Origin of the sequence: Streptomyces sp. NPDC058773 (genome assembly GCF_042746015.1) — a bacterium.
Taxonomy (GTDB): domain Bacteria; phylum Actinomycetota; class Actinomycetes; order Streptomycetales; family Streptomycetaceae; genus Streptomyces.
In genome coordinates, this window is sequence record NZ_JBHYPE010000030.1 from 15,533 (window position 1) to 33,083 (window position 17,551).

Annotated in this window: 14 protein-coding genes; 6 read left to right on the forward strand and 8 right to left on the reverse strand. The window is 68.8% G+C overall.

Annotation, left to right across the window (positions count from 1 at the left end):
• The first annotated feature begins 183 nt into the window (after positions 1-183).
• On the forward strand, positions 184-693 hold the full coding sequence (locus ACFW5B_RS24075; RefSeq protein WP_386443149.1) for a hypothetical protein: 510 nt from the start codon (positions 184-186) through the stop codon (positions 691-693).
• 93 nt (positions 694-786) lie between these two features.
• Here the strand turns inward: ACFW5B_RS24075 and ACFW5B_RS24080 are convergent, their stop codons facing one another.
• Positions 787-1,053, reverse strand: a complete 267-nt coding sequence (locus tag ACFW5B_RS24080) for an HAD family acid phosphatase (RefSeq protein ID WP_386443152.1) — start codon at positions 1,051-1,053, stop codon at positions 787-789.
• A gap of 730 nt (positions 1,054-1,783) precedes the next feature.
• A complete protein-coding gene (locus tag ACFW5B_RS24085; RefSeq protein ID WP_386443155.1) occupies positions 1,784-2,605 on the reverse strand; it encodes a trypsin-like serine peptidase in 822 nt (273 codons plus the stop codon).
• A gap of 627 nt (positions 2,606-3,232) precedes the next feature.
• On the opposite strand from ACFW5B_RS24085, the gene ACFW5B_RS24090 reads away from it, so the two are divergent.
• Together ACFW5B_RS24090 and ACFW5B_RS24095 are read left to right on the forward strand one after the other, a co-directional pair.
• Positions 3,233-3,934, forward strand: coding sequence for a class I SAM-dependent DNA methyltransferase (locus tag ACFW5B_RS24090; protein ID WP_386443158.1), 702 nt, complete (start codon positions 3,233-3,235; stop codon positions 3,932-3,934).
• 129 nt (positions 3,935-4,063) lie between these two features.
• Positions 4,064-6,106 carry a SpoIIE family protein phosphatase gene (locus ACFW5B_RS24095; protein WP_386443161.1) on the forward strand — a complete coding sequence of 681 codons (2,043 nt, stop codon included), beginning with the start codon at positions 4,064-4,066 and terminating at the stop codon, positions 6,104-6,106.
• Positions 6,107-6,243: 137 nt separating this feature from the next.
• On the opposite strand, the gene ACFW5B_RS24100 is transcribed toward ACFW5B_RS24095, so the two are convergent.
• On the reverse strand, positions 6,244-8,115 hold the full coding sequence (locus ACFW5B_RS24100; protein ID WP_386443164.1) for an ABC transporter ATP-binding protein: 1,872 nt from the start codon (positions 8,113-8,115) through the stop codon (positions 6,244-6,246).
• A 534-nt stretch (positions 8,116-8,649) separates the two neighbouring features.
• Here ACFW5B_RS24100 and ACFW5B_RS24105 point away from each other — a divergent pair.
• Positions 8,650-9,825 carry a macrolide family glycosyltransferase gene (locus tag ACFW5B_RS24105; protein WP_386443168.1) on the forward strand — a complete coding sequence of 392 codons (1,176 nt, stop codon included), beginning with the start codon at positions 8,650-8,652 and terminating at the stop codon, positions 9,823-9,825.
• Positions 9,826-10,081: 256 nt separating this feature from the next.
• The gene (locus tag ACFW5B_RS24110; protein ID WP_386443171.1) at positions 10,082-10,651 is read left to right on the forward strand and encodes a GNAT family N-acetyltransferase; all 570 of its coding nucleotides are present in this window, start codon (positions 10,082-10,084) and stop codon (positions 10,649-10,651) included.
• A 149-nt stretch (positions 10,652-10,800) separates the two neighbouring features.
• Here ACFW5B_RS24110 and ACFW5B_RS24115 read toward each other — a convergent pair whose 3' ends face one another.
• The 5 genes from ACFW5B_RS24115 to ACFW5B_RS24135 all read right to left on the reverse strand — a co-directional run bounded on the left by ACFW5B_RS24115 (position 10,801) and on the right by ACFW5B_RS24135 (position 16,416).
• On the reverse strand, positions 10,801-11,358 hold the full coding sequence (locus ACFW5B_RS24115) for a CGNR zinc finger domain-containing protein (RefSeq protein ID WP_386443174.1): 558 nt from the start codon (positions 11,356-11,358) through the stop codon (positions 10,801-10,803).
• A gap of 189 nt (positions 11,359-11,547) precedes the next feature.
• Positions 11,548-13,182, reverse strand: a complete 1,635-nt coding sequence (gene abc-f / locus ACFW5B_RS24120) for a ribosomal protection-like ABC-F family protein (protein ID WP_386443177.1) — start codon at positions 13,180-13,182, stop codon at positions 11,548-11,550.
• Positions 13,183-13,523: 341 nt separating this feature from the next.
• Positions 13,524-13,727 (reverse strand): hypothetical protein, encoded by a 204-nt coding sequence (locus ACFW5B_RS24125; protein WP_386443180.1) that lies wholly within the window; start codon positions 13,725-13,727, stop codon positions 13,524-13,526.
• 106 nt (positions 13,728-13,833) lie between these two features.
• On the reverse strand, positions 13,834-14,898 hold the full coding sequence (locus ACFW5B_RS24130; protein WP_386443183.1) for an alpha/beta fold hydrolase: 1,065 nt from the start codon (positions 14,896-14,898) through the stop codon (positions 13,834-13,836).
• Between the two features lie 333 nt (positions 14,899-15,231).
• Positions 15,232-16,416 carry a PP2C family protein-serine/threonine phosphatase gene (locus ACFW5B_RS24135; protein WP_386443185.1) on the reverse strand — a complete coding sequence of 395 codons (1,185 nt, stop codon included), beginning with the start codon at positions 16,414-16,416 and terminating at the stop codon, positions 15,232-15,234.
• 258 nt (positions 16,417-16,674) lie between these two features.
• Between ACFW5B_RS24135 and ACFW5B_RS24140 the strand changes: the two genes are divergently transcribed.
• Complete coding sequence (locus tag ACFW5B_RS24140) at positions 16,675-17,379, forward strand: Clp protease N-terminal domain-containing protein (RefSeq protein WP_386443188.1); 705 nt, start codon at positions 16,675-16,677, stop codon at positions 17,377-17,379.
• Positions 17,380-17,551 lie beyond the last annotated feature (172 nt).

A 17,551-nucleotide genomic window follows, 5' to 3' on the forward strand; every position in this document is an offset into this window, starting at 1 on the left:
GAAGAACGACGGCGAACTGGGCTTGTGTCGTGGCGCACCGGGTACCGCATGCGTATGCGGTTATGGAGAGAGACCTTGTCGGTGGAGCGTTGGGCCAAGGCTCTTCTGCCTGGCGTGATGAGGCGGGTGCTGGCGGGGGCAGAGCCTCAGCCGCCATGGCTGCCGAGGCGTGTGCTGACGGTGATGTCGGCCGACATCGACACCCACACCGGCATCGGGGCGGTGTGGCTCCTGTGGCGGCCCAAGTCCACACGTGCGCAGGAGCACACCACCTTCCTGGAGTGGCACGACGAGCGGTGGCATTACACAGGCGGCAGTAGTAGCAGTCCGGCTGAGGACGACCCTCCTGACGCCGACGTACTGGAGATCGCCGGATGCGGGGGCAGCGTCAGCCACGCCCGCCGCCTGGGCGCGCAGCACTTCATGTCCCCGGACCCCTATCTCAACTGCGCCGAAATCCACCTCGGCCCGGACGTCGGCCATCTGCTCGTAGGCAACCGCAGGATCGATGCCCCCAAGCGGCGCAAACTCATCGTCGCCTGGCTGTCGCCGCACAGTGCTGCCGTCGACCGTCCCGTCATCGTGGCTTTCGGACGCGACGGCACCGAACTCTCCCGCATCGGCCCTCACGACATCCTGGACACCCACACCTGGGCACGGCTGGAGAAGGAGTCGCAGGAGACGGACTGCTGACATGTGCTGCAACTGGGACGGTTCGCCGGGACGGGCGCAGGCGAGCAGGCCCGCCACGGTGTGGCGGGCCCTCAGCCGGGAACTCCCGTCGGCTCAGCTCAACTCACCGTTGTAGTCAGGCAGCTTGAAGCCCTTCTCGTAGTGCCCTCCCTCGAAGTCGGTGCTGCGGTTCCCGACATTGGCTATCAGCGTGTATCCCTCTGCTTCGTACTTCTTGCGGCAGCCGAGTTTGACCTCTGCCTTGCCGGGGCTGTCGCCTTCCGGCTTGAGGCAGAGCCCGTCGACGGTGTATCCGGCCGAAGTCAGCTGCTCGGTCGTGGAGTCGTGCGAGTCGGCGCTGCGGTACGAGGCGAACAGCACCGCCGCACCGTGTCCATGGGCGTACTCCGTGGCGTGCAGAATGGCCTCGATGGCCTTGCCCTTGTCGTAGTGCGTGGCCAGAGAGGTGTTGTCGATGTCCAGGACGACGGCGGGCTTAGCTTCTCAACCCCGCCGACGCTGCCCAGGCGCTGCTCCAGATAACTCTGGAGATCCGCTGCTACGGGGGCGACGTCATCGAGCCATTCGCTCTCGCTCGGCAACGAGTCCGCACGGGGCGCGGCCTGCGCCGCCGAGGGGAGAGCTGCCAGGGTGCACATCATCGTGCCGAATACGAGCGCGGTTTTCCTGCCGAGGTTCATGGTCGCCTGCTCCTTGTGTGCTCAACCGAGAGCCTTGGGGATCGAGTTCGCATGGCGGAGGGGAAGTGCCGGCCGGCCTCGGGACCTGCCGACTGCTCACTCCTGTCTACTGACTGCCTTCCATGGGGCGCCGTCGTTCTCCACACCGCCTAGGCAGATTTCTATCCGAACCGAGATCGACATGGTGTCCCAACTGCGTCAGCGGCAAGGATGCGCCCGGTTCCGGGGCAGGCCTTCGTAACGACAGCCGCCCGCCCACCCGTTCGCTGCTTGCGCGAAGCCGGGGCTGCGGGACCGCCTCAGCAGAGCGGAGGAGACGGCCTCAGCCACGTCGCCGGATCACTGCGCGGCCCGCCTCCACGTCGATCCCAGTCCGGGGCGGGGCTCCGTTCTGCGGGTTGCCCACCGGTTCAGCCGCGTTCCGCCCGTGCGTACACCTGCTTGGCGACGTCACCGAGGACCGGTCCGTACATGTGGGTGCTGTCCGTCTGCGCGTCGCCGTGGCTGTTGACGGAGACCAGGACGCCCTGACCGGTCTTGGCGTTGAAGTCGGTCAGCCAGGGGCCGCCGCTGGAGCCGCCGTTCATGTCGCACGGCACGGACTGCTCGTTGTCGCGGGCCGGCGCTGCCGTACCGGTGCAGTGCAGCAGTTCCTCGCCGCGCTGCGGGCGGGTGGCGGGGTAGCCGAAAGCCACGGTCCGCCCGCCGGCCCGGTGGCCGAAGGCGATGGCCTGGCCGCCCACCACATCGGTGAGCTCACGGCCCTTGGCGTCGGCGTCCACGACCAGTGCGGCCACGTCGTTCACCGCGTCCTCCGCCCAGGTGCGCGGGGTCAGGGTGGCGCGCACCGGGAAGGCGCCGTAAGGCTGCGCGCCCTTGTGGTAGCCGGGCACGAAGACCAGGTCGATGTAGGTGTTGACGGGCGAGGCGGGGCGGCGTACGCAGTGTCCGGCGGCCATCACCACGGAGCGGTTGGCGCTCCGTACGGCGGTGGCCGTGCACCAGGTGTCGGTTCCGTCGGCGTTGACGAAGAAGAGCCGCCCGACGGTCTTCATGGCCGCCCCGTGCCACGGCTGGGACTTCGGACCGGTCGGGCCGAGGTCCACGGACTTCCCCACGGCCTTGATGCGGGCGGGGGTCCAGTAGGAGAGAGCCTCCTTGCGTTCGCCGGCGGTGTAAGTGACGGTGGAGACCTTGTCGGCCGGGGGCTTGGGCGCGGCTGTGGCGGGCACCGGCGCGACGGTCGTGAGCAAGGTGCCCGTGGCCACGGCCAGGGTGATCCGGTGGCGGCGACGGGACATCGAACCGGCGGGCGCGGACGGAGCAGTCGGGACAGCCGGGGTGGGCGGAGCGGGTATCGAAGCGGGGGCCGATGGTGTGGGGCTGGCGGCCATGCGAGGCTCCTGGAGGCAGTGGTCGGTGGGGATGGACACTGTCGGTACACAGGACATGACGGCCTTTCACCTCGCCGGGTTTCATCGGACACGTGCTGGGTGTCCGTTCGGCAGCCGGCGCACGGTGGTCCGTCGCAGGGTTCGCAGAGCGAGTTGGCGAGTCCTCGCCGGTGGGGGCATTCCCCGGTACGTTCGCCAGCCACCTGCCGACCTCCCCGCGACGGCCGTGGCACTCACGCCCTGTCCCGGTGTGAAGCCCTTGCCCGCCGCCTCGACGTGCCATGGAGCGGGGCCGCGCCGCCCGTCTCCGCCCATGCGCCGGCCCCTGAGATCCCATCCCTGGAGTGGCATGCAGCTCGTGCCGTGTAAGGCAGGAGGGCCGGACGTATCCACGCACAGCCACAGCAGATGAAAGGGGCACATTGTCGATACAATCGAATGGCTGCACGAAAAGAGGTGCAATTCGTGAGCAGAGGGTTCATCGAGGTCGATTACGGAAGCGACGAGACCGTTCCCGAGGGCATGGGGCATGATCGCGAAGGGCAGGCCGAGGCCTTCGATGCGATCGGCGACCGTTATGACGAGGCGTTCCCGTACAAGGAGGGGCAGCTCGCGGCCGCCGAGTGGCTGATCGGGGCGCTGCCCGCCGGAGCCCGTGTGCTGGACCTGGGGTCAGGAACCGGTCTCCCGACCGCCCGGCAGCTGGTGGAGGCGGGGTTCGAGGTGGTCGGCGTCGATCTGTCCCGTGGGATGGTCGATCTCGCCCGGAAGCATGTGCCCGGCGCAACGTTCCACCGGCTGGACATCGCCGATCTCGGGCCCGACGGCCCGCACGACCTGGGTCGCTTCGGTGCGGTCGTGGCCTTCTTCTCCCTGCTGATGCTGCCGCGCGCGGAGATCCCCGACGCGCTGCGCACGGTCCACGACCTGCTGATCCCCCGTGGCTTGTTCACCCTCTCGATGGTCGAGGCCGACGTGGACGACTTCAAGATCCCGTTTCTCGGCAACGCCATCCGGGTCTCCGGCTACCTGCGGGACGACTTGCGCAAGGTCGTCGAGGAGGCGGACTTCAAGGTCATCGAGGAGTCCTCATACAGCTACGCTCCGGCGATCTCGGACGTGCCGCCTGAGGAACAGCTGTTTCTCCATTGCACGCGACGCGACTGAGGCCGCGCCGCGAGGTCCTTGGCACCCACCGGACGGGCGAGACGAGTGAGGGAGTCCCGCACCCCTGATCAAGGCCCCGGCAGCTTCTCCGCCGGGGCCGGGGGCAGCCCTGGTCCCCGGGACGTGACCGTGCGTGCGACACCCGTCGAAGCCAGTGCCACCGCCAACGCGCAGGCCAGTGCCAAAGCCGACGCCCACACCCACACCACCGCGCCGCCTCAGCCGACCAGGCGGCAGCCCCCGCAGCCCGACGAGGAACGGTCCCCGTCGACCGTGCAGCCGGGCCCAGCACCCTCACGGACACCGCAGTCCTGGCCGCTGCGTCCCGGGGCCCCGGGAAGCCTCCGTGCCGAGGGCCAGACGCCCGACGAATACCGGGAGGGCCTGACCGCCCAAGGCTCCGGCGCCACCGGTCCCGCACCGTCCGCCGAGCGCCCTGCGGAGGGGCCCGGGGACCGGACGGAACGTGCCCCCGAGGACCAGTCCGACCGGCTTCGGTTCCTCGAAGTCGCGACGCGCCGGATCGCCCGCGGCACCGACCTGGACGAATCGGTCCGAGAACTGCGCCAGGCCGCGATTCCCGCGTTCGCCGACGCGATTCTCGTGCATCTGCGCCATCCGCTGCCGACCGGCGCAAGGCAAGCCGCCGAGCCTCTTGTCCTGCGACTGCACAGCCTCCCCGAGGGGTCGGAGGACGGGGTCGCTACGACGCCGCCTCCAGGGGCCGCCGCGATCAGGCCTTATACGGTCACCGGACGGTTCGTCGAGTCCCTGCTGACCCGAGAGCCCATGTTCGGCGATGCCCCGGAGATCGCGCCCACAGTGGCCGAGCTGCTGGAGCCCGTGGCGAGCATCCCGACCACACCGGCACCGGGCCGACGGCTGATCATCGCCCCACTGCACGGCCGCCATCACCTCATCGGGACCGTTGCCTTCCTGCGCGGAGCCGACCGGTCCACCTTCACCACGGACGATCTGCTCGTCGCGTCCCAGCTCGCCACGCACACCGCCTTCGGCGTCGACGAGCCGGTGCCGGACAGCTCCGAAGCCTCCGTCGCCGATGCACTCCAGCTCACGATGCTGCCGTCGTCACTCCCCGAGACCACGGGCATCCGGCTGGCGAGCCGGTATCTGCCGGCAGCCGGGACCTCTCAGGTGGGCGGGGACTGGTACGACGCGATCCCGCTGCCCGGCAACCGCGTTGCGCTGGTCGTCGGCGATGTCATGGGCCACTCCATCACCTCCGCGGCGATCATGGGCCAGCTGCGCACCACCGTGCAGACCCTCGCCAGGCTCGACCTGCCGCCGGAAGAGGTCCTCTACCACCTCGACGAGCAGGCCCAGCGCCTCAGCAGTGACCACATGGCGACCTGTATCTATGCCATCTACGACCCGATATCGCAGCGGCTGCAGATGGCCGACGCGGGCCATCCGCCCCCGGTACTGCTCAATTCGGACGGTTCGGGAGAAGTACTTCAGGTCCCGCCCGGCGCGCCGATCGGAGTGGGCGGCGTTCCCTTCGAAACCGTGGAAATGCCCGCGCCCACCGGGGCGACGCTGCTCCTGTACACCGACGGCCTTGTCGAGTCGAGGAACATGGATGTCTGGACGGGAGTGGAGCTGCTGCGTACCCGCCTGGAAGCCGCTGCCGCCGGGCTCACCTCCCCACCACTCGAAGTGCTCTGCGACGCGGTGCTGACCATCCTGGACCCGGACGCCCGCGCTGATGACGTTGCGCTGATAGCCGCCCGGTTCGACGGCTTTCCGTCGCGCAATGTCGCGTACTGGTTCCTCAGCCCCCAGCCGCAAACGGCGGGCCGGGCAAGGCAGTTGACCCGCAGGGCGCTGCACCGCTGGGGCCTGGGCTCGATGCTCGACGCGACTGAGCTCATGGTCAGCGAGGTGGTGACGAACGCGGTGCGCTATGCCTCCCGGCCGATCGCCCTGCGGCTGCTCCGCACCGACCTCCTCCGGTGCGAGGTGGGCGACGATTCGCCGCAGCTGCCCCGGATGCGGTGCGCTCGGGCGGGTGACGAGGGCGGACGCGGCCTGTTCCTGGTCGACCAGCTCGCCCAGCGCTGGGGAGCGACGATGCTGAGCACCGGCAAGGTCGTCTGGTTCGAGCAGCAGATCCCCGAGGAATATCGCCATAGAGCGCCGGACGTTCTGTAGCTCCGCGCCCGGGGGACTCCGCCATGCAGCGTCCGGGGGAGGAGACAGAGCGGTGGGTCCGGGGAAGCCCCGCCTCCTGCCGCTCACCGGGATCGAGAGCGCGTCGCGAGGGGGCATGTCCGCGGGCCTGGGGTGCGTCACCGGGCCTCCTCACGCCGAGGAGTGGAACTGTCTCGTGGGGCGGGCAACGCATCTGCAGCGGGCCGGCCGAGGCCGTACTGGGCGGCCTGGGCGGCGAACATGCCCCGGTAGAGGCCGTCGTCGACAGCCATGAGCTGCTCGTGGGTGCCCTCTTCGACGACGCGCCCTTGATCGAGAACGTAGATGTGGTCGGCCTTCGCGGTGGCCGCCAGCCGGTGTGTGACCAGCACGACCGCGTGGCCCTGTTCGGCCAGCGACCACAGACCCTCGAACGCCGCGATCTCCGCGTGCGGATCGAGTGCCGAGGTGGGTTCGTCGACCAGGAAGAACGGTGCGTTCCGGTACCGGCTGCGAGCGGTTCCCAGCTTCTGCCACTGACCGCCCGAGAGCTGGACCCCGCGCTCGTACCCCTTGAAGACGATCGAGTCGTATCCGTGGGGCAAGCCGGCGATGAGTGCGTGCACGTCAGCGGCCTGTGCAGCCTCCTTGACCTGGTGCATGTCCCGGGGGCGGTCGCCGGCGCCGATGGCCACATTGGTGGCCGCGGTCATCTCCCAGTGCGGGAAGTCCTGTCCCAGCAGCCCGACCGAGGCGAAGACCTCCCTGCGGTCGGCCTCGCGGACCTCGACCCGTTCACCGGGCTCGCCCTCCCACCACACGCTCCCTTCAGTGGGCAGCAGCAGCCCTGCCACGATCTTGGTCAAGGTCGTCTTGCCCGAGCCGTTCGCGCCCACCAGGGCCGTCACCTTGCCCTTATGGACCGACAGGCTCACTCCCTTCAACGAAGAGGACTCGGCCCCGGGGTAGGTATACGACACGTCCTCCACGTGCACCGCGCGTGCGGGGGAGGGCAGGGGCTTGCCGGTACTGGGGATCGCGTGCTCGGTGGCCACTTCGGTGGCGTGCTTGGTGTCGGTGAGGAACAGCAACTCCTCGTACAGCCGGTTGACCTGCTGAACGAGGGACGTCAGCCGCTCAGTGGAGTTACGGATGGCGATCACCGCGGTGCCGCCAACGGCAAGCGGCAGCCCGCCGACAGCCAGCAGCCACCACAGCAAGCCGTAGCAGGCCAGTGATGCCAGACCGGCGAAGCCACCGGCGACCAGCCCCGTCTGCGCCTGCGCCCGCGCCAGCCGCCGCTGCTCCGCCTCCGTCAGCCGGGACATCTCCTCGTACCCCCGCAGCAGCATCGCTCCGGCCGCGTGCACCCGGATCTCTCCGGCGGCATGCGGCCGCGTCAGATAGGCCAGCAACGACGAGATCGCACGCCGGTGATCGACCCAGTTCAGCCGGGAGATGTACTCGCGACGAGCGGAGCGCACCGCCCCCCACCCCTTGGGAAAGGCGATCGCCAACAGCATCGGCAGCAAAATCCAGTGCAGCGACACCAGGACAACAGCTGCCGCCACCATGCCGATCAGGACGTTGCCCACACCCACCGAGAGCCGCAGCATGCTGCGTGCCGAGTCAGTGCCGAATCTCCCCGCCTCCAAGACCCGTTGGACCTCCGGCCGCTCGGTCGCCTCCACCTCGACCTGGGTGACGGCCGCGTAGTACCGGGCCGACACGGCGCGCTCCACCTGCGGCTCCAACCGGCCGGACATCGCCGTCGACCACGCCGTCAGCAGCGCCGATCCCACCGACACCACCGCCAACACCACCAGCGACGGCACGGCGTCACGCAGTTTGTCCGCGGTCGGCCCGTCCGCGAAGAGCTGTGTCAGCACACGATTGACCGCGACCAGCCCCCATGCTGCGGTCACCCCTTGCCCGACCTGCGCGGCCACGACGCCGACCAGCGCCCGCCGGTCCGCCTCCCATCCGGTGCGCAGCACCATCCCCACCATGCGCGGCAACGCAGCCGCCATCTGCCCGAATCTCAGCCGGGTCAAGGCACCCTCGTATTGGACGAAGGTCTGATCCCAGCGGAGTCGGCCCCCGTAGAGCTCGCGCTCCGCGTTCGAGATCCCCTCCGCCGCTGCCGCGCTTCGCTCGCCCTCGTCCGCATCGCGGCGTCGTCCGGTCGATGTCAACGTCGATCCCCCCTGTGACGTTCGATCCTGCGTCACCAGGCTCAACGACCGAGCGAGAATTTCGAACACATGTTTTTCGGACGGCCCCAAAACCCCGACGCCGAGCGGTTCGTGGAGGATGTGGGATACACCGGCCCTTGTCCTGCAACGCCGCTCGATGACCGCCGAGTGGCCGAAACGCCGATGCCCTGCCGATGACGGAATCGTGGCTGCCGGGTTCGTTGATCAACTTCAGGATCGAAGCGCGGAGCGCAGCGCAAGGTGGGTTGGCCTGTGTGACAGCCGGACGGGTCGCCCGGTCCGCAGCGCCCTGGCCCGGTGGCAGGAATGCGGCTGACCCGGGAATCCGGGCTCGGTAGGATGCGCAATATGCCGAAACACCTGTTATTTGTGGCCCTTGCGGGGCACGGGCATGTCAATCCCACACTGCCGTTGGTCCAGGAACTGGTGCGGCGAGGGCACCGAGTGGACTACGCCACCAGCGCCGAGCATTCCCAAGCGGTGATCAGCGCCGGCGCACGCTGGGTGGAACTGAACCCGATGGGGGCGATGGGGGCGCCGCCACGCGAGTTCGGCCCTGCGGATATCGCCGTCGTCCTGCGCCGTATGTTCGCAGCCATGCGCACTGCCTACCCTGTGCTGCGGGAGCACTGTCTCACCGAGTCGCCGGACGCGATCTGTTACGACGCCATGAACTGGTTGGCCCGGGTCCTGGCCGAGCAACTGAACATTCCCGCCGTGCGATGCATCCCGAACCTCGCCTCGAACGAGGAGTATTCGCTGTTCTCCTCCTTCATGGAGGGGCACGGTGATGAGAATCCTCTGACCGCCGCGCTCGCCGCCGACTGTGCGGAATTCTCATCCGAGTTCGGCGTCCCGCTCGATTCGGCGAACCTCCTAGAGGTCACCGAGAAGCTCAATCTCGTCTTCATACCCCGGGAGTTCCAGCCCGCGGGTGACACCTTCGATGAGCGCTTCCACTTCATCGGCCCCTCGGTGGGAAACCGGGAGCACGCCGAATCGTGGTCGCCTCCCGACCCCGACACCCCCGTGCTCTACATCTCACTCGGGACCGTCTTCAACGACCGTCCTGAGTTCTACCGCACCTGCATGGAGGCCTTTGGGGAAGGCCCGTACCAAGTCGCCATGACCGTGGGCGGCGTGGACCTTGCCGAGCTGGGGGAAATCCCACCCACCATCGACGTCCGGCCGTACTTCCCGCAGCCCGCCGTGCTCCGGAAGGCCGCCGCCTTCATCTCCCATGCCGGCATGAACTCCACGATGGAGTCCCTGTATTACGGGGTCGGGCTGATTACCGTTCCGCAGATGCCCGAGCAGGCTGCCAACGCCGGGCGAGTGCAGGAATTGGGGCTCGGGGTGCAGCTGGATGCGGCGACGGTGACCGCCGAGTCATTGCGCGCAGCGGTCGCCGGGGTCGTCTCCGATTCCGCGGTACGTGCCAACCTCGATCGAATGCGCAAGGTCATCGGGGAAAGCGGGGGAGCCGTGCGCGGTGCGGATGTGATTGAGGGCTACCTTCGCTGAATTCGGATGCTTGCTGAATTCTGCAGGCTGTCTGTCGCTTGAGTTCGCCGAATCTGCGGCGGGCAGGCCGTCGTTACGGCCTTCGTCCCTCCGTCGGTACTCAGGTGGAGCTTGCCGGTGTGCCGACGCATCCGAGAAGTGGCGCACTGGTTCGTCCAGGGCATGGTGGTCACCGCAGCCTGCCCTGGGCAGCCCGGTTTCCCATCGGCCCCGAAAACGGATCCCATACGGGTCCCATCGGTCGTAGGTTCATGCCATGACGACCGTCGACGACATGGACTACGAGGTCCGCACTGCCCGACCCGAGGACACCGAGGCCATCGAGGCACTCGACGGGTCCTTCACCACCCGCACCATCTTCCACGTGACCGCCACCGAGGACGGGTTCGCCCTCCAGGAGGTCCCGGTGGACCCGCCCCTCCACAAAGCCTTCCCAGCGGAGGACAGCGAGGACGGTGAGGGCCACACTGCCGAGGAGGATCCGAACTGCCGTACCTTCGTCGCCGTCGACCGTGACGGTTGTCCAGTGGGCTTCGCTGCTGTCTCTTACGCTCCGTGGAACCGGCGACTGGCCATTGAGGACATCGAGGTCGCTCCGGCCCATCGGGGCAAGGGGGTTGGCCGTGCCCTGCTGGGCCATGCCGTCGAGTTCGCCCGTGAGTGCGGTGCCGGACATCTGTGGCTGGAAGTCACGAACATCAACGCTCCGGCGATCCACGCCTACCGACGGATGGGATTCACCTTCTGCGGACTGGACACGGCGCTCTACGACGGCACACCGTCATCGGGTGAAAAGGCCCTCTACATGAGCATGCCCTGTCCCTGAGCCACCAGCAGGCAACGGGCACCGGGAGCCGATACGCCGCCCGGGCGCGACCGCAGTCGCCGATGGGGGACGGCCGGGCGCGTAGCGGATGACGGTCGGCCGGGGCTCATCGACCCCACCGGCCGCAAGCCTGGCCACAGCTAGCGCGATCACCCGGAGGCGACAGCGGTCTTCCTGCGTGCGCGGTAGGCGGCGGCCTTGATCTTGTTGCCACAGGACTCCATGCCGCACCACTGGCGCCGGCTGCCGCGCGAGCGGTCGATGTAGACGCGGGTGCACTCGGGGTTGCCGCACTCCTTGAGCAGCGGTACGTCGGGGCCGCTCAGCAGTTCCACCGCGTGCCGGGCGACCGTGGACAGCGCCTCTCGTTGTGTCGCCGCTGTCCAGCGGCCGGAGCGGGTCAGTTGCGGTGCCGCGGGAGCCTTGCGTGCCGCGTCGTTGACCACGGTCAGGGCCTCGTCGTCGAAGTCCGCGTCGCGGCACCGGGCCTTGATCAGCTGGTAGACGGCCTCCCGAACGGTGGTTGCCCGGTCCACGTCGGTCTGCCGGGCGGGCGAGACCGAGTCGACGATGCCGGACTCCACGTACCACGCGTCCAGGCGGTCCGCTGTCGCGAACATCTCGAATCGCGTCGTGCGGCGTGCCCGGAGCGTGGCCGCGAAGTCCAGGGCCGGATTGCCGCACACGAAGACATGATCCAAATTCACGTCACCATCTTGACGGGTGACTTTGGTGCTTGCAAGGGTCGATGGTGGTGACCGATGCCCCGACCGACGCCCTGGGCGAGGCGCGCGAGAGCCTCACGGAACTCGTTCGCCTCGCCCGGGGCCCGGCCCGTATTCCGCGCCCACCAGGTGTAGCACCTAGGCCATAGCCATGGCCCGTACGTCAGCGGCTCAGCCCTGCGGCGCTCCCGTCTCCGTCAGCTCGCCGTCGGCGACCCGCAGCCACCGGTCGACGCCGATCCGTTCCAGGAACCGTTCGTCGTGGCTGACCACCACGAACGCGCCGCGATAGCACGTCAGGGCGCTCTCCAGCTGGGCCGCGCCGACCAGGTCGAGATTGTTGGTCGGCTCGTCCAACAGCAGGAGCTGCGGGGCCGGTTCGGCACAGAGGACGCAGGCGAGGGTGGCGCGCAGGCGTTCGCCGCCGGAGAGTACGTGCACGGGCAGGTGTGCCCGGGGGCCGCGGAACAGAAAACGGGCGAGCAGGTTCATCCGCTCCGCCTCCGGGCGGTGCGGGGCGAAGACCGCGAAGTTCTCGGCCACGGTGCGGCCGGGGTCGAGCAGGTCCAGGCGCTGCGAAAGGGAGGCGATCCGCCCGTCGGCACGTGTGATGTTCCCGTCGTCCAAGGGGAGGTCACCGGCGATCAGCCGCAGGAGGGTGGTCTTTCCCGCGCCGTTGGGGCCGGTGAGTGCGATGCGTTCGGGACCGCGGATGGTGAGGTCGACGCCGTCCCCCGCGAACAGGTTTCGCTCGTCGTGACGGATCTGCATCCGCTCGCCCAGGATGACGGTGCGACCGGCGGGGACGTCGGTGTCGGGCAGCTCCAGGACGAGCCGCTGCTCGTCGCGCAGGGCGCGTCCCGCTTCGTCGAGCCGGGCCTGTGCCTCGTGGACGCGGGTGGCGTGCATCTGGCCCGCCCGGCCGGCGGATTCCTGGGCGCCGCGCTTCATGTTCCCGGCGAAGATGCGCGGCAGGCCGGCGTTCTTGAGGTTGCGGGCGGCGTTGCTCGCGCGGCGCTCGGCCCGTTCGCGGGCCTGCTGCATCTCGCGCTTCTCCCGCTTCAGCTCCTGTTCGGCGTTGCGCACGTTCTTCTCCGCGACGTCCCGCTCGGCCCGTACGGCCTGTTCGTACTGGGTGAAGTTGCCCCCGTACAGCCGAAGTTCGCCGCGGTCGAGTTCGGCGATACGGTCCATGCGGTCGAGCAGGGCACGGTCGTGGCTGACGAGCAGCAGACTGCCGTTCCAGTCCGAGAGAACGTCGTAGAGCTTGTGGCGGGCTTCGGCGTCGAGGTTGTTGGTCGGTTCGTCCAGCAGTAGCACGTCGGGGCGCTTGAGCAGCTGCGCCGCCAGACCGAGGCTGACGATCTGGCCGCCGCTGAGCGTGTCCAGGGTCCGGTCGAGGGCGAGCCGGTCGAGGCCGAGCCGGTCTAGTTGGGCGCGGGTGCGCTCTTCGATGTCCCAGTCGTCGCCGATGGTCGTGAAGTGCTCCTCATGCACGTCGCCGGACTCCACGGCGTCGATGGCGCGGATCACCGCGTCGATGCCGAGGATCTCGGCCACTGTCGGCTCGCCGGCCAGGGGGAGGGTCTGCGGGAGGTAGCCGATCGTGCCCTGGACGGTCAACGAGCCTGCTGTGGAACCCAGTTCACCGGCGATCAGCTTCAGAAGGGTGCTCTTGCCGGAGCCGTTGGGCGCCACCAGGCCCGTGCGGCCTGCGCCGACGGTGAAGGACAGGCCCTCGAAAACAGGGGTGTCGTCGGGCCAGGAGAAGGTCAGCTGGGAGCAGGTGACGGAAGCATCGGACATGGGGATGACCTCGTGAAAGAAAGAGGGCAGAGCGCTCCGCGGGGCCGTAGGCAGGGCCGGGGGGAAACCGCCGCGGGAAGGGCGCTGCACCTGAGACAGGGAAAAGGGGACGACGAGATGACCACAACGGCGGCACTGCCAAGGGGGCGCGCCTGCCGGTGGTCGACCGGATCCGGGTATCACCCGGAGATGTCGTCGTCACCCGCCATGTCTGGACTCCTCTACGAAGGATCAATTCCGCGGTCACCGTACCAGGCTCCGCGAGGGCGTCCGAAGGGTTTTTCCTCCGCCGTCGGCGCGAAGGGCCGCGGCCCGCGGTCCGAGCGGCGGAGGAGCGCGCGTCAGAGCACCAGGTCCCATGCCAGGCAGGTGAGGAGGTCCCTCGTCCCGGCGTCGCCGGCGTCTTGCTCGGGGGCCCTCGACGAGGCCGCCTTCACCTCGACCATGTCCTCGTAGGCGATCCGCTCGGGCAGTGCGCCGAACCGCTCATGGCGCGCCGCCGAGTCGCTGTCCCTGTCGCTGTCCTGTGTGCTGCGGTCCTGCATCGTCAGCCTCCTGCTCCCTCGGTTGCATGGCGACACGCGCACCAACTCACCTGCCGCGCCGGACATTTCAGTAAAACACGCAAGGGTGCACGTAATTGATGGCCCATCAGAGGTCAGCGGTGTCGATGACTGCTTGGGCGAACGCGGTGGGTGCCTCCTGCGGCAGGTTGTGGCCGATGCCCCTCAGGGTCCGGTGGTCGTACGGGCCGGTGAACCTGTCCCGGTACGCGGAACCGTCGCCCGGGACCGTGAACGGGTCGCGCTCGGCGTCGAGCGTCACCGTCGGCACGGTGATGACCGGCCGGGTGGCGAGCCGCTTCTCGTGCGGCTCGTAGCGCCGTTCCCCTTCGGCCAGGCTCAGTCGCCAGCGGTAGTTGTGGATCACGATGGCGGCGTAGTCCGGGTTCTCGAAGGCGGCGGCCGTGCGCTCGAAGGTGGCGTCGTCGAAGTCCCATGTCGGGGAGACGGTGTCCCAGACCAGCCGGGTCAGGTCGTGCCGCTTGGCCTTGTCCTCCATGGCGATCCGGCCCCGCTCCGTGGCGAAGTAGTACTGGTACCACCAGGCGTGCTCGGTCGCCGGCGGCAGCGGCTGGAGGTTCGCCTCCAGGTTGACGACGAGGTAGCCGCCCACCGACACCAGCGCTTTGCAACGCTCGGGCCACAGGGCAGCAATGATGTTCGCGGTCCGCGCTCCCCAGTCGAAACCGGCGAGCACCGCCTTCTCCAGCCCCAGCGCGTCCATCAGGGCGATGGTGTCGAGGGCGAGGGCCGACTGCTGCCCGTTCCTGAAGGTCCGGGGGGAGGTGAAGCGCGTCGTGCCGTGGCCGCGCAGATAGGGCACGATCACTCGGTGGCCCTCCGCCGCCAGTAAGGGCGCGACCTCGGCGAAGCTGTGGATGTCGTACGGCCAGCCGTGCAGGCAGATGACCGGCGGCCCGTGCGTCGGCCCCACCTCGGCGTAGCCGATCTCCAGCAGACCGGCCCTGACCTTCTTGAGCGGGGGGAACGCTTCGTGCCCGTGGGGGCCGGTCGCGGTCGCCGTGGCTGCACCGGCCCGCTGCTCTGTCGCGGCCGAGGCGGGCGCCGCCCCCGACACGCCCGTCAGTGTCGCGGCGACCGCGCCACCGGCACCCAGGCCGAGCGCCTGGCCGAACGTACGCCTGTTGATCATGTGAAGCCCTCCGTGCGTCTCGAAGTGCCGTGCCCTGCGACCGGTCTGCGCCTCGCAGGAGATCCCGCGCGCACCGGAGTTCGGATGACTGCCGCGTGCGTGTCAGACGACTGTGGCACAGCATGCGTCACCGGTCAAACAGGTGACGCGCGCCAACTCTGCGCGCGCCAGGGATGCTTGGCTGCACCAGCCTCTTAAGGGAAGATCCGCTTCGCTCCTGCGGTCTGTCGCGGTAGGGCGGGGTCTTTCGAGGCGGAGGGAGTGATCGTTCTTCCTGGGGCTGGCCGTGGAACTGGGGGAGTGGCGGTTCGGCGGCCTTTTGTGGGGGACGGCTCAGTCGGCCTGGTCCGGTGAACCCGTGATGTGGACCATTTTCCTGAGCTGGTGGCCGGGAGCGAGTTTCGGTGAGCGTTGTATCGCCACCGCGGCCGCGTCGTCGTTCAGCTGCCCTCCGACATAGGCCAGGAGGTCGGTACGGATGTGGCGCAGGAGCGCTTCAGGGCCGCTCTCGGTCCACTGGGCAATGCGTTCGGCGAGCGGGTAGAAGGAGCCGTCGGACGATCGGGCTTCGGTGATGCCGTCGGTGTAAAGCAGGAGCGTGTCGCCGCTTTCAAAGGTGAACGGGTCGACGGTCAGCCCCGTCCTCGGCAGCTCACACATGCCCAACGGGGGTGCCGCCTGGCGCGGGTGCAGGGCGGTTACGTGATGCTTGTGCAGCAGCAGGGGCGGAGGATGACCGCAATTGATCATCCGGGCCACCTGACCTTCGTCGGGGATGTCGAGCATCAGGACGGTGACGAATTGCTCGAACAACTCGTCCGCCTCGGCGTGCGGCGCGTGCTCGGCCAGGTGCCGGCAGATGCTCTCCTCAAGCGTGGCGGCCAGTTCCGCGAGGTTGGCGGTCCGGTGGGCGGCGTCCCTGAAGGACCCCATGATCACGGAGGCGTCGCTGATGGCGGTCATGCCCTTGCCGCGGACGTCGCCGATGAGCAATCGCACGCCGTTCCCGCTTCGGGTTGCCGCGTACAGGTCGCCGCCGATCAGTGACTCGTCGGCGGCGGCCCGGTAGGCCGAGGCGATCCGCAGCGGACCCATTCGATGGGGGAGCGGCGGCAGAACCACCCGCTGTGTGGCCTCGGACACCGACCGTACTTGTTCCAGCTGGCGAATGCGGCGCTCGCGCTGCCTGCTGAAGAGCACGATGACGAGCGAGAGCGCCGCGAGGGCGATGATTTGCACCTGATGGTTGGTCGAGAACAGTTCGTTGGGGTCGCGCACGACCGCTATGCATGCCTGGGCCACGACGGCGAGCGCGCCCACGAGTCCGGTCAACCAGGGGCCGGCGAACCAGGGAGTGATGGCGGGAGCGACGATCAGCAGCGGCCCCAGGTGAATGTCACCCGGCACCAGAACGTCCGAGACCGTGATCGCAACGATCAGCCCGAGCGGTATCGCCAGCAGCGCGTGACCTGTCTGCCATGGCTGCCACAGATCCGCAACGCGCCGCCGGAAGCCCATACCCCCACTCTGCACCGGCTACGGACGGGCCGCAGGGTGCGTCCAGGCCGTCCCGCCGCTGGAGCCGGGCGGGCATGCGGCGCATCGTGCGTCCGTACCCAACTGGCTTGCTTCACCACGCAATTCCCGTGTGGCCCAGTGAGCCGCGATCGGACCCGACTGCTGCGCCGGACCATCGCGCGACACCGCGAGGGCGCACCCGGAAGCGAGCGTCAACTACGTGTTGACGGCGAGAGATCGTCAACTTATAGTTGACGCATGAGTCCGCTCGACATCAGCCTCGCCGACCTGATCGCCCGTCTCGACGAGGAACTCCCCGGCGCCAACGAACTGGCCCGCATCAGCGAGGCGCGACTGCGCGCCCAGACCCTGGCCGACCTCGGTGACCAGCTCATCGACCACTACGTCAGCAAGGCCAAGCAGAACGGCGCGTCATGGACCGAGATCGGCGACGCCATCGGAGTGTCCAAACAGGCGGCCCAGCAACGCCACACGCCCGCGGCCTTCGAGCGGTTCACCAACCTGAACCGGCACGGCATCGTGCTGGCGCAGGAGGCCGCCCGCACGCACAAGCACGACTCCATCGGCACCGAACACCTCCTGCTCGGCCTCCTCGGTGAACCGCGGGGCCTGGCGTACGCGGTGCTGGTGGCGAACGCCGAGTCGGAGCAGCGCATCCGTGACGCGATCGCGGAAGCGCTGCCGCCGGCCGGGGAGAAGGCGCCGCGGGGCCACATCGCGTTCCGGCCGGAGAGCAAGGAGGCCATCGAGCAGGCACGCCGCGCGTCGGCCGACCTCGGTCACGACTGGGTCGGCACGGAACACATGCTGCTGGGCCTGATCCGCGCCGAAGAGAGCCCGGCCGCACAGATCTTGCGCGACCTCGGCTTCACGTCAGACGAGCTGCGGGAGACGGTCAAGACCGAGGTCGCCAAGCGACTCGCCGCGCGCGACAAGCAGTAGCGAAACGGTCGGTCGCCGCGAAGGAGCGGGCGGCACAGCCTCCTCACCCGTCACGGGGTGGTGCGCTCGTGCCGCCCACACCCTCCCGAAGTCGTCACGGCTGCAGTGAAGACGGGCATCCGGAGGCTCAACCTCCGGTCCCTGTCGGGCGTCATTACGGCTGTGGGCGCCC